We start from the raw sequence: 15,252 nt of genomic DNA, 5'->3' as shown, positions 1-15,252 counted from the left end.
TTTTCAATCTTCCTTTTGACTATAAACTCGTTCAACATAACGCCCGCGACCATCACCGTGACCTAAATCCATTGAGACTAAGGCTCTGGCTTCCTGACGAGTAAAACCGCTTTCTTGGTAAAACTTCAATGCATCCTGTGCCCATGCGTAGCGCAAACTGTGCGGGGCATAACAGCCTGTTAATCCCAATTGTGTCGTATGAGCACGCCAGTAGTTCATAGCTTGTTTGAGGTTGGGTTTATCAATCAGTCTGCCGCCACGTTGTTCTGCAATTTCAATGGCTTTCTCAACGGCTTTTTTCACGGCTTCCACATTCAGTACATGGGTTTGCCTTGGGCGACCACCTTTTGTACCGAAAATTATATGAAGTTTAGGTTCAGGCTGGTTAAGCTGTTTTTGCCAGCTTTTCAGCGAAGCACTACACTGAACGGCTTCCTGAGAACGCAGCCCCATCAAACGAGTAAGCTGGAGAGTGACAGCCAGTCCGGCATCGTATTTTGTTGCTTTCTGATAAACCGCCTGAAAAAGCACATCAGGAATAGCTTGTTTTGTCCCTGCTCGGCTGGCACCACTCAATCCCAATGCCTGATTACTCAGCCGGGGAGAGGTGCTTAACTTGGTCCGACCCGCCAGAAGAAAGATATGGCGAAGCGCCGACATTTCATTTTGCAGGGTACGTTTGGCTATCCCTTGAGACAGTCGGGCATGGATATAACTTTCAATGTGTTTGGTTTTTAAATGGCTGAGGCTTTTCACCTGGATATTCAGCCTCAGTAAAAACTCTCCTAATCGTCCCGCTATCTTAATACGGTCATGGCAGGTTTTATGACTGCCTCCGGCCTGTCGGGCAAAAGTTTGCATTTCCCTGACTAATCGACTCATATCACCCCTTATTTTTCACCTGATAACATTAAATCTCTGGCGCGCGACAATTCTGACAAAACAGAGGTTATCTGTTTTGCCCTTGAACGATACCTGTGCGCCAGAGTGAACGCTGTTGAGGTATTGCGGGGCATCGGTTTCAGTACGCTGTACTACCGCCTGTGTGAACAGGTTATCCCCTCTGGCAAAAGCCAGCCTCGATATCGTCAAGTCCTCCTTTTTGATGTTTTTTTAATCTTAATTAGCAGTGACAGAAGCACTGATTTGTTGAACGGGCATACACCTATAATATGAATGTTGCCTTTATGCTGCGGCGTCACTTTCAGCGGTAAACCGGCGAAAGTGACGCCTGAACATCGGAGTGAGTAAACAGAAGGAGGGCAAGCGTTTGCTGATGCCTGATGGCATAGCAAAGTGCTGCCCGTAGCAGTGTAAAACTGTCGCAATATGCTGATATTGAGATATAACCTACCTGACCGCCTGATAACTCAGGCAGCAATAGTTAAGATGTGAGCCAAGCAAACCACAAACCGCGGATGCTTTAACTTACGTGAAGTGAATGAGGTTAAACGTGTAACTTAATCTCATTGGAGCGAAAGGCAAGTAAAGCTGTCCTGTCTGACTCCTGGGTATAAGAAGAACTCTTTTCCTCCGGGATAAACAACGCCGTGAGTGAGTCAAATGTATAAGTGCACCTTCATCGCTTTCATTTCGCGATCCCCGCTCTCAAAGGATAAGTGGGGTTATCAGCCTCATGGTATCTGACGGCCTTCTCTTTTCAGATCAGGGAGAATTTTAGGTATGGTCGCTCGAAAGCGCTTCTTCACAGACCTTTTAGAAGCATTGAGTGCTGTCAATGGCAGCAATAGCGGATCACTCGAAAGCGTTTCCTTACAGCTCCCTCGGAAACATTGGCGGCTGTCGATGACAGCAATTAAGTGTAGCAAGGTTAACGCAGGATGTAACACGTAGCAATAGGGAACAGATAATTTAATCAGTGAATTAAACGGTTGATTAGATACGCTGACGAAATCAGCTTATTGATGACTATGACATGGGTGTTTTCTAGCTGACGCGCTACGCTTGTCTTCTCTTAGTTGACTTGTTAAAAAATTTAACAAGTCAACTAAGAGAATTGAGAAAAACCATAGATCTATTTTATATCCCAAATGCAATAAAGCCACGTAACGAGAATGGTTATAGCTAAAAATCACACTTGATAACCAAAAGTGTTAATTTTTACTTTAAATTCAATTTGTTATATGAAAGACAATAATGATTTTTTAATTGGGGGGTACATTTGGGGGTATATATGTTTATTGAATGAAATATATATTTTGATAATCAACATTATATGTCTTTATATCGAATCCTGTAGGGCTCCAAACGTCTTTTAAAGTCCACAAATTCCTTAAGAAACAAAGAAAAACAAGAAACTACAATCTATTGATGTCTACTAAGGTATGTTGAAATCTACAGATCTTTGGGGGCATAATCGGGGGCATTGTTAGGTTCAATCAAAATAGATGCCCCCAAATGAAGTTGACAGCCAGACAGATAGACACCGCTAAGCCCAAAGACAAATCGTACAAACTCTCCGATGGTGGGGGCATGTACTTAGAAATTTTCCCGAATGGTTCCAAATGTTGGCGGTTAAAATATCGTTTTGCTGGCAAAGAAAAGCGATTGGCATTTGGTACTTATCCTACCGTAACCTTGGCAGAAGCCAGAAAAAAAAGAGAAGACGCCAAAAAAATATTGGCAAATGGCAATGATCCGGGGCTGGTCAAAAGGCAGGAAAAAAGGGAAAAGGCTCTCATCATAAATAACAGCTTTGAAAAAATAGCCCTTGAGTGGCACACTTACAAGCTCCCTAACTGGTCAAAGGGATATGCAGAAGACCTTTTAGAAGGCTTTACAAAAGATATTTTTCCTTTCATTGGCAAACACGCCATCACCGATATCAAACCTTTAGACATGCTCACCGTCCTGCGCAAAATGGAACAACGTGGCGTACTCGATAAGCTGAAAAAGATCAGACAGGCATGTAACCAAGTTTTCAGATACGCAATTGTTACGGGAAGAGCGGAATATAATCCTACTGCTGAATTGGCTGGCGCATTAGCAACACCGAAAGCCAAGCATTTCCCACATTTGAATGTTGATGAATTACCCGCATTCTTACAAGCATTGTCCTTCTACAGCGGAAGTAAAATTACTCAAATCGCGACCAAATTACTTTTGCTTACAGGATTGAGAACCATAGAATTGCGCGCTTCTACTTGGACAGAAATTGATTTTGATAAAGCAATTTGGGAAATCCCTCAAGAGCGCATGAAAATGCGTAGACCTCATATCGTCCCGCTTTCTGAGCAGGCTTTGGCTTTGTTGAAAGAATTAGCAGCGATCACAGGTCGATTTAACTTTGTTTTTCATGGACGGAATGATGCAAGTAAGCCAATGAGTGAAGCTGCCATTAATGCCATTAATCAGGTTCTTAAACGCATTGGTTATGATGGCAGAGCAACAGGCCACGGATTTCGCCATACCATGAGTACAATTTTACATGAACAAGGCTATAACACCGCATGGATTGAAACACAGCTTGCACATGTTGATAAGAACAGTATCAGAGGAACATACAATCACGCCCAATATTTGGATGGTCGCAGGGAAATGCTGCAATGGTATGCTGACTATATGGATATGTTGGAGCGAGGTGAAAATGTGCTGATCGGAAAATTTGGTAAAAGAGCGTAGTGGATAGGTTCCATATGTTAATCTGTATCAACTGAACATTATCAGGCATTCAAACAATTTTTAGCTGAAGAAAGACGAAAAAAGAAGATCTTCCCAAGGAAAGATATCTCTGAGGTTGAGATTAAGAAATTTATTAATCTTAGATTACTACAGTACCTTGATTTGATTATCTACTGTTCAGCTAAAAATATAGTGATAAGTAACGTTGTTTTTGCTCAAATACTTTATCCAGATGTTTATGATACTAATCCAATAGATCGACTGAGAAAAACTATGCCGTCTCTGGCTAAAGAAGTGATGGAAGGTGATTGGCTTGTTGCATCGTAACTTAAATTGTCTTTTGTGAATAGGGTAGAATGATTTTTCTATGGAATGGAAATATCACATTTTCATTCCAGCTAAAATTTTCAGGTTTTTATTCCGACTGAAGTTTTTTTATTTCATGACTTGTTTAATCTAATTATTTGCAATTAAATAACTCTGTAGTGACCAGAGTTCCATAGAATCACTGCTGGAATTAAGTCACCATCTATAAAGCTTTGTATAAATTCACATAATTGATCATCACTCCAATCTGAGGTTTCACGTTGGAAATCAGGTTTTCTTAGTCCGGCATAGAAAAACTCACCTATTTCTAAATCTTTCACACCTACATTTTGATTAAATGATGATGCTCTTGTGTTACCTTCAATTATTTCAAAATCCTCACGAGGAATTAATGCATCTAAATTTATATTTGGCATTTCACACTCCATTGATTATTTAATTTTGTTGTCAAGCAAAACAGAATGGGATTGCATTTTGATCAGATGTTTTTCCATACATGTTTCTGAAGCTGGAATCTATAACACAAATACCGTAAAAGACGCATGTATAAGATTAGAAAAATGTGATGATACTTACTATATAGGTGTGGTTAATAATAAGATTATACGAGGAATTTTACTGAATTTACTATGAATAATTTTAATTATAAAGTTTTGAGATTATTTTAGGTGTTTTTATTATTGCTTGTATTTTCCTTTCCCAAGAAAAAGATGCCGTCTATAGATAAATCAAAAAAATCATATGGGGGCATGTCAGATAATTGAACTAAATAAAATCTTTTAAAAACAATAAAATAATTCACTTTATCGAATCCTGTAGGGCCACAAAAAACGATAAGATTAGATGACAAGTAATTCATTAGATTTTATAAATATATTTTAATGGCTTATCAATTTTTGCAAAAAAAATTTACATCTGAAAATATAGTGATTAATATTCCTTCAATGAGAATCATCCGTAAAATCACTTTGAAAAAAAATCATAAAAAAAACAATTGATTGTGTTTTGTTTTCATTTTTAATCCTTTAAACAAACACGACGCTTTATTAAAAAAGTTTAATCTAAGTAGGTTGGAAGATTTACTCGTATATTTTGAGGTAATGATTTTGATTAAAAACATAAGAAAAACAGCATGTTCAGAATGGGTCATTAGAAACAGCCTTTACTGGATGAGTGCCTATAGCCGTTGGAAGCTGGATGAGTATGATGACTATTGGATAGTGTCCTTCGATACTGTTAGTGGAGAGGTTGAGTTCGAATTCGAACGACTTCTCAACGACTATAAGCTTCGAGAAAGACTCCAGAGCCAGACAGGGCAGGTCAGGAATTCGATCATCGAGAATGTCCTCAAGAGTATTGATTCGAGGCTTGCTCAATGAACATCATGCCGTTTAACTTTGACCGGTTGAATGATGGCAAAATCTTCATTAGTAACCTGGCTGGTTTCCATAACTTCGTAGAAGACGAAGAACTGCGACTTCTTTCTCAAAACCGTTTCCCTAGCGATCACCCGTCTTCTGCAAAACTGGAAGGGAGACTGTTCATAACAGGGGATTCTACTCAAGCTTTAGCCAAAGCTTCATTAAGCTCTGGTTTCGCTAAACGATTGATGAATGAGTTGGCTGTCAGGCCTATCTTCATGATCGTTCCAACACTGAGGTGTGACCATACCTGTAAATATTGTCAGGTCAGTAGAGCAGCGGTTGGTGCGAATGGTTACGACTTGGACCCTGCGCTGATCCCTGAAATTGTCAGTGCTATTAAGAAACTTGGAACAATGCCATATAAAATTGAGGTTCAGGGAGGAGAACCACTCCTCAGGTTTGACCTTGTGCAGAGGATATATGACGAATGTCAAAGTTCACTTGGGCATGATGCCTTCGAAATGGTGATCGCAACCAGCCTATCGCTTCTGGATGCTTCGATTATTGACTGGGTGAAAGACCGGAACATTACATTTTCTGTTTCCCTCGATGGTAAGGAAGATGTTCACAATAAAAATCGAATTCTGACCGGAGCAAAAGCCCATTCTAAGGCGGTCACAGGAATCCAGACTATCCGTGATGAACTTGGTCTAAGTCGTGTAGCAACAGTAACTACCGTAACTAAAGAACTGATTGCTGATCCTGCCTCAATAGTTGAAGCTCACTTGTCGTTAGGTCTGAAGGATATGTTTATCAGACCTGTTAGTCCCTACGGCTTTGCTCACAAGCAAAGTTGTACGTTTTCGATGCCAGAGTATTTCGAATTTTATGATCAACTAATGCAGGAAATCCTCTGGCAAAACCAGGAGGGAATCTCTGTAGTTGAGCATTCAGCCGCGATACACCTTAAACGTATCTTCAATCCGGGCTTTAGCGGTTATGCAGACTTGAAATCACCGAGTGGGGTGGTGCTCAACTGTATCCTCTTCAACTATGACGGTAGGGTGTATGGCAGCGATGAAAGCCGTATGCTTCAGCAAGTAAATCCAGAAGCGGATTTCAGTGCAGGGAATTTCTCATCGCTGTCTTTCAGTAGCAATGAATATTATCAATCTTCATTAGCATCATCATTCAACTTCGCCATGCCTGGCTGTGATACCTGTGCTTATCAGCCTTTCTGCGGGTCTGATCCCTGTCAGAACATAAGTGTTCATGGAGAACCAGTAGGTGACAAGAGTCGGTCTACCTTTTGCCATTATCACAAAGGAATGTTCCGTCATTTGTTAAACGAGATTTCTAAGGATGGAGCAATGGCAAAAATGCTCAAAGGCTGGGTTTATGTCTGAGGTGCTGAGAAACGACATTTTTCACTTTTCATCTGAAGGGGGTGTTCAGCAGGGGTTCTATCGTCTTTGTAAGTATAAGCCAGTGAATCCGCAGTTTTACCTGCCAAACCTCCTAATCAAGGAAAATCTCGATGATTCTAGTAACCCTCCTTACTACTCAGGCTCAGTGTGTAGTAAGCAGTTATACGATTCGATCGAAGATGGGGATATTGGGATAGTTAATAATGGCAATATGATCAGGGTTATCCTGTCTCGTAAAGCCAACCACAATACTGTTCTAGTTACAGAGAGATGTAATAACCTTTGCCTTTTCTGCTCTCAACCCCCAAAAACAGGAAATGATGATTGGTTACTCAACCAGTCTGCACTTGCCATAGCTTCCTTCGCTTTAGATGGAGTGGTAGGGGTAAGCGGTGGGGAGCCTCTTTTGTATGGGGATGATTTTCTAAACTTCCTCGATTTCATCATAGAAAACTCGCCTGAAACTTCTCTGCATATTTTGACTAACGGACGAAAATTTTCAGATGCAAGCTTTGCAGAGAAGATTAAAGATCGATGCGAAAAGCTCAAGATAACCTTTGGAATTCCACTTTACTCATCCAGGCAAGCGGTACATGACCAGCTAGTAGGTAGTAAAGGAGCATTTGACGAAACGGTAAGAGGACTCATAAATGCAGGAAATTCTGGCATTAACATTGAACTAAGGATCATTCCTACTCAAGCTAACCATAATGAACTAAGCGAAATAGTTGAGTTTTCTGGGAGGGTTTTCTCAAATATTAACCAGATATCACTAATGGGACTGGAATCGATTGGTTGGGCAAAAAAAAACTGGTCAGAGATTTTCATTGAGCATGAAAGTTATACTGATAGTCTGCTATCTGCCATTGATAGTGCTCACAGATGTGGTATCCCTCTGGCTATATTTAATTTTCCTCTTTGTCATTTACCCAGAAAGGCATGGAGAATAGCTACACAATCCATCTCTGACTGGAAAAATTTTTATCCAAAAGAATGTGATGAATGCATTCAGAAGTCTTCCTGTGCTGGTTATTTCAGTTCATCAAAAGGCCGTTTTCATCAACCTCCGAGTCCAATTAAATGAAAAAATTCAATTTTGCTGCATTACTTCCGGGATTTCTTGCACTCAATAATTCCGTCTGGGCAAGTGATTCTTCTACTGGAGCAAGTGAGCTATCTGGCATGACACTTAACGAGCATGATTTGGTGATAGCTCCGTTGAATACAGAAGTTCCATTCTACATTGCTGGGCATCGTAGTCACAGCTCACACCGTAGCCATAGTTCTCACAGGTCATCATCAGGCGGTGGTTATTATGGAGGCAGTGCTCCTTACTATCCAAAAAAATATCGCTCACCAAGTTCATCTGATAACTCAAGCTCTGGTTCTTCATCTTCTTCAGTCCGTTCTCTTCGTTCAAACAGTAACAAAAATTCTTCCACAACTAACTCATCAAGCACCACTGGAGTAAACAGATCATCAAATGATTTAGTTTCAGATTCAGAAAAGCGTAAAAGACTCATTATGCGGGTTCAGTTCGCATTGCTTGATAAAGGATTTTACAATGGAGCAATCGATGGAAAGATGGGACCTTTAACACGGTTAGCTTTAAGAACATATCGTGTTGCGAATGGATTGCCTTCTCCTACGACCGAAACTTTGGATACTCAAATACTTAACTCACTGGGTATTCTCGCTCGTTGATTCTTAAAGAGGGATAGTATTTATGGCTAACACATACAATATTTATAGATTTCGCATTTCTAATCTTGAAAAACTGATTGAGAAAGCCACTTCAGTTGGACTGATCAAACAAAAGGAAAAAAATATTGATGGTTATAAAATGAATTTTTACTTTTCTAAAGGATTAGAGGGGAGTCCAATATGGTGGTGGGAAACGTATAGGCAGTTTTTTGATGAGGAAGTGGATGAACCTAAAAATAAATTTTATTATGGTTTGCTTATTTGTATAAAAGATACCACAAACCCTGATTTTGGATTTGCAATAACACTTGGTAAGTCTCATTTTTATGTTAATAAGTTTATCGAACGAGGCTTTGGTATTGAGTTAGCTATCAGGATTGCTAACGAAGAAACTATCTTGCTAAAGAAAAGCACGTATTTTTCTGGATCAAAAAAGCAAGAGATATCGTCATATAAAAATTTCATAAAAGATAGTTATGAACCGGGAGAATCAGTAGACCATTTGAAATTAAAAGCTACGGACCAGGATATTTGGGGAGCGAAAAATATTATCTTTGCTGATTCCATTCAAATGGATATTGAGAAAAAACCAGAAGAGTTAGCACATATTTTTGATAAGATAATATTGGCAATGGAAGATCCGCAAAGCATTCGCCTTCCAAAAAGAGAGATGGTTATTGATGAGGATTTAACATTAAACTTAGATTGTGTGCTATTTGATTATTTAAAGCGGAGTGACGCTTCTCTTCGATTAGATGAGTTCCAAGTTTATGGTGTTAACTTTTGTTTTAGCTTCACAGAATATAATTATAAAATTGCAACAAAGATTGGTAGGAAAAATTTTTTTAAAGAAGAACTCGGAAATTCTATCAATATCGAAGCTATATCCAAATACGTTAATGCACATGCTGAAATAAAATCTTTAAATGACTTAGTAATTACATTTGACATAGAGGATAAAGGCAGTAAATTTACGAGGCCACTTAAGGAAATTTTAGATATATATATCCAGAACGGTGATGTTCACTATTTTCTAAGTAATGGTGATTGGTGTTGTTTTAACCAGCCTTTTTTGAACTATTTAAGGGACTCTCTAAACAATATTGATTTAAAGATCCAAGAGCCTTTAGATGAAAATGATTATTTGGAATGGCTTTCAGTCAAAAAGGATAAGATCGAGAAAAGAGAGTATGTTGAAAACAAAGTAACTTACAGGGAATATTATTTTAATGAGAAGAAATCGAATGAAGAAGGTTATGAGTTGTTAGATAGGGAGCTAATGCTAATAAATTCGATTGAAAATAAAAAGAAGAAATATAAACTTGAAGTTGCTGATTTATATAAAGATGGAGAAATAATTGCTGTGAAAATCTCTGGTAAAGATAAAGAGCTAATTTACAACATTGAGCAGTCGAAGGATGCACTGGAATTGATCCTAAAGGGGGTGGTTAAAAGTGATAGGGAAATTAAATGTGCATCTCTCTGGTTTGTATTTGAACAGGATATTAAACGGATAACTGAAAAAAACTCTATTCAATTCTTACTGGCTTTACAGTCATGGAAAAAACTTGTTGAACATTATTCACTTACTCCTAGGATCTATTTTTCAAGACATATTAACTTTAAAAGCTAAATTGTATTTTCTATACAGGCAAGATGTTTATCTTAATATCCATTATCATTATCCTGAAAATTACTGAGCAGTTCAATACGTTCCCATAAAACGAAAGTCAGGATTTTCTTAAATGTGAGATTATTTTGTTCCATAATACTATTGATAAGTTCCCGGCAGTGGTCGAGTACTTATTCTGAGTTTTCAGGACGGTAATCATGTATAAAACGTCTCTGCTAGAGAAAAAGCTCTCAGAGTGAGGGCTTATACCCTTCATCCTTCAAGCTGCTGTTTTGTTGGCTGCGTTCACTTGCCGCCGCGCTGCAACTTGAAATCTATTGGGTATATATCTATCTCGTTTGAATAAAATTGATACACGCACTCAAAATCTTCATCAGTGGAGGTGTTTTGATCAAAGCATCAAAGTTATCTCAGAAGGAAGCGCACCCGGATAACAAAACAGTTCCAGCTAATAAAATAATCAATTTTTTCATTGCAATACCTTATGTTAACTTACGCTGTAATAACCATAACGACAAGGTAACAAAAGGTAATCACAGGTAATTGCGGGTAACTTTCGGTAGTGTAGGGCGTGTGAGCACTGGCTGATACGGTAATTTGTTGATTTAAAATTAGTTATACTATTTCCTAATCTTGCGGTGCTGTCAGCACAAAACGAAATGAAGTTAAACGTCAGTGAATAGCGATGAAGTGAAACACTATCGTGAGAGAAAAATAGTTTCAGCATGTCAACTGTAAATAATTTGGATATATTTTCGGTTACAAATTATTTAATTACTTATTGCTGCCAATTATATAAAAATAGTTAATCTTGTAAGGAATAAGAACAACGCATTATTATTTTTCTAAACTAGACTTTGATTGGTGTGAGTTGCAGGGAGATTTTTATAATAAGTCAAATATATTGATTATGAAATAGTGTTATCTTATTTAAGGAAGGTATATGAATCACAAGAATGATTTTAAAGCTTTTTCTATTAGCAATGATGCTAATGTAATTAGTCAAGAAAAATATGAAGAAAATCAAAGTTTGCCAGCAGGGTTTCCACCAGAGAATATTTCTATTCCTATATTAAATAAGGCATTACGCCAATCATCGATAGTCGCCTCTGTGGTGGCTAATTTTATTTCTGAACAATCTGGCGATGATGTTCTGGATGATGGCGATGTAGTTAAGCTCGCTGCACAATTAAATAGGGCGTTAGAGCAGAAAATTTCAGATATCTCTAACATTCCTGTAGGTGTTCCTGTTCCTTGGCCAGCTACCATACCGCCTGCTGGATGGTTACAATGTAATGGTTCGGTCTTTGATAAGTCGAAATTTCCGAAATTAGCAGAAGCTTATCCTGATGGTAAATTACCCGATTTAAGAGGGGAATTTATTCGAGGTTGGGATGATAAACGAGGTGTTGATAATAACCGTAGAATTCTAACTCAGCAGGGGGATGCTATCAGAAATATTCATGGTTCGTTCGCCGGCCCGATAGCACCAAACTATCATTTGGCAATGGGAGGAGCTTTTTATGCTAGTCAAGTTCTTGGAATAGCTACAGATGGTAGTTTCAAATCGAAAAATATTGTTGACCCGGATACTCCATACGGCTTTGGATTCCTAGCGTCAAGGGTTGTTCCTGTAGCTTCAGAGAATCGCCCTCGCAATATCGCATTTAACTACATTGTCAGGGCAGCATAATAATGATAGGGCCGTTTGGCCCTTATTGCTCACAGCGATAGTGGCTTGTTTTTCCATTTCTCCGGCCAGTGTTTTAAATGTGCATCAGAATGTCTATGGGGTAAAACTGGTAAAATTATTACGTGAACGAAATTTTCGTCATTGTTTGGCATACTCAACAGGCAGAAGATGGTCTTCTTGCGTGTTTATTGATATTTATATTTTCAATTCCAAAATATTGTACTACTTATTGCCACCAATTATATAAGTGCCATTAACTTTATAAGCAATAGGTATACCGCATTATTTTTTCTGAACTAGACTTTGATTAGTGTGAATTGCAGGGTATTATTTTGGTGATAATTCAATGTGTTGATTATAAATAACATTATTTAATTTCAGGAGAAAGTACATGGGTCACAAGAATGATTTTAAGGCTTTTTCTATTAGTAATAATGCGAATGTAGTAAGTCAAGAAAAATATGAAGAAAACCAGAGTTTGCAGACTGGATTCCCACCGGATAGTGTTTCTACTCACTTGTTAAATAAGGTATTGCGTCAAACATCAACTATATCATCTGTGGTGGCTGATTTTATTGCAACACAATCGGGTAATGATGTGCTGGATGATGGAAATATAGCTAAACTCACCGCTAAATTAAATAAAGCATTAGAACAAAAAATTAAAACAGATATTCCTAGTGCTTCATTAACACAAAAAGGTGCTGTCCAACTGACAAATGTGATTGGCAATAGCGACACATTGGCGGTTACACAAAAGCTTATTCAAGAAGTAATAAGTTCGTTACGTGAATATACCCGTGAAGAGATAGATAATCGGATTAAAATAGCCAGTGAAGTTCCTGTCGGTTCTCCTATTCCGTGGCCGTTGTCCCATCCACCTATTGGTTATTTCACTTGTAACGGTTCAGCGTTTAATAAATTACAGTACCCGAAATTAGCTGAAGCTTATCCTGATGGTAGATTACCCGATTTAAGAGGTGAATTTATCCGTGGATGGGATGATGGGCGTGGCATCGATATTGGACGTAATCTATTGAGTGCTCAGACTGATGCGTTTAAAAGGCACAATCACAGTATTTCAACTACTAATAGCCAGAGTCAAATTCTTGAGAATACAGATCCCGTGCGTGGCAGTATGACTGGCGGAGCTAGCTATCGGGGGGGTTTAGGGGAAGGTAAATCTATTGGAATGAGTGGTGAGAATGAAACCCGTCCCCGCAACATTGCCTTTAATTACATAGTAAGAGCAGCATAATGATTGAAAAAAATACTTTTAAAAGTCAGAAATAGAAGAAACCAGCTTTACTGAAATGGAAGAAATACAAAGTAATTATTTACAGGGTCTTGTTATCTGCCAAGTGAAATAATGTGATTTTTCACTTGGCATGATATCAATGAGAATGTTTATACCCAATAGATTTCAAGTTGCAGCGCGGCGGCAAGTGAACGAATCCCCAGGAGCATAGATAGCTATGTGACTGGGGTGAGTGAAAGCAGCCAACAAAGCAGCAACTTGAAAGATGAAGGGTATATTGCTTTATTGGTAATACATATTCACTCAAGCTTTTATTTCCTCTAGAGGAGAATTTTGAGTTACTGTAATACAGGGCTACATGGCCCTGATTACATTATTATTAGAGTTGCTCAGGCATTTGCACGCGAACATTGATTACTCTGCCGTCTGGAATATCGCATGGCTCACCATCATTGTAATAAACGATTTCTCCTGTGTCAGTTACGCTTTTGACGCGCTTATTCTGAGCAAATTCTGGCGCATCGGTATTTTGACGATGATAACATTCGATGGTTATATCACCGCTGGATGTGTCCACCGATTCGCAAACCCAAATAAGATTTAACCCGTTACTGTCGGCTGGGACGACAGTGCCACCGTGAATTCCCCATGCCCCATCTTTAGCAAAACCGTTGCAGCCGCTGATACGATATTTCCCGGTATTTACATGCTTAACAGTTACCCCCTCAGCTTCGCTAGTTAACTCGTAAGTTCCGTCTGGATGAATATCGACAACTGGACTGGATACTCTGAGAATGCCGTTAGTGTCGGAGAGAGTGTTTTTATCTGTCCGAAGTCGGCTAATTTTTGTATTTCCACCCCCATCATTTCCGTGAATAAAGCTAATACCGGCATAGTCATAATGTGCGACAAATCCTGCCCATATATCATGCATTCTTGTTATATAGCCACCTGACCATGGATAGCCAATACCCCCATGATTATCGCTAAATCTGAATGCATGGCCGCCTTGAGGCAATGATTTTATCCATGTTGTAAAATCACTTATATTCGCTTGAGTCACATATTTTGGCTGGATAAATTCAGATCCTTCAGATTTTGCATATGCCCCGATATCCGCCGGCGTTGGTTTATGTTTTGTTGTGTAAATATTGGTCCAATCTTCTTCGAAACCATAATTATCACGGGCAGAGCGATAAGCAATCCCTCCATTTCTGTATTGCACTTTCAACTGAAAAGCTGGGCAACTTCCAATGCCATTATTGAAATGAGCAACATGCGCAGAATCTATTCCAGGGTTCAGTAGATCATACAACCCTGTGTTTGCGTTCCAGGGAACTTGATTATTAACAGTGTATCTTTCTGTTAATCCGAGCCTAAATGCTCCCACATCCCCGGCATTCAGAATGACATCTCCGGTCAATGCTTTACCGTTAATTTTTCTACTATTCGGCACGGCATTTTTGGCTTGAGTTACCGTTTCTACTAAACCGAGATTTTTCACAAACGCATTTTTATCAGGAATGTCTGCGCCATTTTGGTTTTTTGCCAATCTGTTATTAGCATTGTCATTAACATCAGAAACCAGTTTCTGAGTGGCAGCAAGTGAATTACTGCTGCCTGTTTTGTCTGTGAGTTGAACTTTTCCTTTCTGAGTTAATGAAGCACTTGGAACTTCTGTTGCGATCTTTTGTTCTAAGGCTTTATTTAATTGAGTAGTGAGTTTGGTTATATTTCCGTCATCCAGCACATCATTGCCAGATTGTGTTTCTATAAAACTAGCCACGACAGATGATATGGTTGATGACTGACGTAATGCCTTATTTAACACATGAGTAGTAATATGCTCTGGAGGAAACCCAGTTTGCAAACTTTGCTCTTCTTCATATCTTTCTTGGCTCACTACGTTAGCATTATTGCTAATAGAAAACGCTTTAAAATCATTCTTTGTGCGCATATATTTTCCTCAAATTAAATAATGCCGTTTTATAATAAATATATTAAATTATTGTAAAGGTAACTCTCTGAGATTCACGTTAATAACAGTTTAGTTAGAGTAAAAAATAATGAAATGTTCTTATAACTTAGATGGTTAACTATTTTTGTATAATTGGTGAAAATAAATAATTAAATATTTTTTAACCAGAAATATATCCAAGCTATTTATATTTGGTATGGATATTTAGTAAGAGAAAATGTATTGC

At 38.5% G+C, this 15,252-nt stretch carries 12 protein-coding genes and 1 pseudogene; 9 read left to right on the top strand and 4 right to left on the bottom strand.

Features of this window, described 5'->3' with window-relative positions:
• Positions 1–3 precede the first annotated feature (3 nt).
• Both BDD30_RS06385 and BDD30_RS23060 read right to left on the bottom strand, forming a co-directional pair.
• Positions 4–882, bottom strand: coding sequence for an integrase domain-containing protein (locus BDD30_RS06385; RefSeq protein ID WP_012777183.1), 879 nt, complete (start codon positions 880–882; stop codon positions 4–6).
• 15 nt (positions 883–897) lie between these two features.
• Positions 898–1,092 carry a hypothetical protein gene (locus BDD30_RS23060; protein ID WP_132346831.1) on the bottom strand — a complete coding sequence of 65 codons (195 nt, stop codon included), beginning with the start codon at positions 1,090–1,092 and terminating at the stop codon, positions 898–900.
• Positions 1,093–2,418: 1,326 nt separating this feature from the next.
• Here BDD30_RS23060 and BDD30_RS06380 point away from each other — a divergent pair.
• Together BDD30_RS06380 and BDD30_RS24050 are read left to right on the top strand one after the other, a co-directional pair.
• Complete coding sequence (locus tag BDD30_RS06380) at positions 2,419–3,642, top strand: tyrosine-type recombinase/integrase (RefSeq protein ID WP_012777184.1); 1,224 nt, start codon at positions 2,419–2,421, stop codon at positions 3,640–3,642.
• Between the two features lie 54 nt (positions 3,643–3,696).
• A pseudogene (locus BDD30_RS24050) lies at positions 3,697–3,969 on the top strand (DUF6387 family protein); the annotation flags it as partial.
• A gap of 143 nt (positions 3,970–4,112) precedes the next feature.
• Here BDD30_RS24050 and BDD30_RS06375 read toward each other — a convergent pair.
• A complete protein-coding gene (locus tag BDD30_RS06375) occupies positions 4,113–4,385 on the bottom strand; it encodes a hypothetical protein (protein WP_041381616.1) in 273 nt (90 codons plus the stop codon).
• A gap of 684 nt (positions 4,386–5,069) precedes the next feature.
• Between BDD30_RS06375 and hxsD the strand changes: the two genes are divergently transcribed.
• The 7 genes from hxsD (at position 5,070) to BDD30_RS06340 (ending at position 13,048) form a co-directional block, all read left to right on the top strand.
• Positions 5,070–5,348 carry a His-Xaa-Ser system protein HxsD gene (gene hxsD / locus BDD30_RS06370; protein WP_041381617.1) on the top strand — a complete coding sequence of 93 codons (279 nt, stop codon included), beginning with the start codon at positions 5,070–5,072 and terminating at the stop codon, positions 5,346–5,348.
• Positions 5,345–6,739 (top strand): His-Xaa-Ser system radical SAM maturase HxsB, encoded by a 1,395-nt coding sequence (hxsB, locus tag BDD30_RS06365; protein ID WP_012777187.1) that lies wholly within the window; start codon positions 5,345–5,347, stop codon positions 6,737–6,739. Before hxsD ends, hxsB begins: the two co-directional genes overlap by 4 nt.
• Complete coding sequence (gene hxsC / locus BDD30_RS06360) at positions 6,732–7,844, top strand: His-Xaa-Ser system radical SAM maturase HxsC (protein ID WP_041381618.1); 1,113 nt, start codon at positions 6,732–6,734, stop codon at positions 7,842–7,844. Before hxsB ends, hxsC begins: the two co-directional genes overlap by 8 nt.
• Positions 7,841–8,464 (top strand): His-Xaa-Ser repeat protein HxsA, encoded by a 624-nt coding sequence (hxsA, locus tag BDD30_RS06355; RefSeq protein WP_012777189.1) that lies wholly within the window; start codon positions 7,841–7,843, stop codon positions 8,462–8,464. The genes hxsC and hxsA overlap by 4 nt, the downstream gene beginning before the upstream one ends.
• A gap of 22 nt (positions 8,465–8,486) precedes the next feature.
• The gene (locus BDD30_RS06350) at positions 8,487–10,097 is read left to right on the top strand and encodes a DUF6119 family protein (protein WP_012777190.1); all 1,611 of its coding nucleotides are present in this window, start codon (positions 8,487–8,489) and stop codon (positions 10,095–10,097) included.
• Between the two features lie 943 nt (positions 10,098–11,040).
• Positions 11,041–11,790: a phage tail protein gene (locus BDD30_RS06345; RefSeq protein ID WP_012777191.1), complete on the top strand. Its 750-nt coding sequence runs from the start codon at positions 11,041–11,043 to the stop codon at positions 11,788–11,790.
• 391 nt (positions 11,791–12,181) lie between these two features.
• Positions 12,182–13,048 (top strand): tail fiber protein, encoded by an 867-nt coding sequence (locus tag BDD30_RS06340; protein WP_012777192.1) that lies wholly within the window; start codon positions 12,182–12,184, stop codon positions 13,046–13,048.
• Positions 13,049–13,427: 379 nt separating this feature from the next.
• Here BDD30_RS06340 and BDD30_RS24870 read toward each other — a convergent pair whose 3' ends face one another.
• Complete coding sequence (locus BDD30_RS24870) at positions 13,428–15,005, bottom strand: phage tail protein (RefSeq protein WP_012777193.1); 1,578 nt, start codon at positions 15,003–15,005, stop codon at positions 13,428–13,430.
• Positions 15,006–15,252 lie beyond the last annotated feature (247 nt).

Source organism: Photorhabdus asymbiotica (assembly GCF_003634575.1).
Classification (GTDB): Bacteria; Pseudomonadota; Gammaproteobacteria; order Enterobacterales; family Enterobacteriaceae; genus Photorhabdus; species Photorhabdus asymbiotica.
The sequence above is the reverse complement of the archived record's forward strand: the minus strand, read 5'-3'. Positions and strand labels throughout refer to the sequence as shown.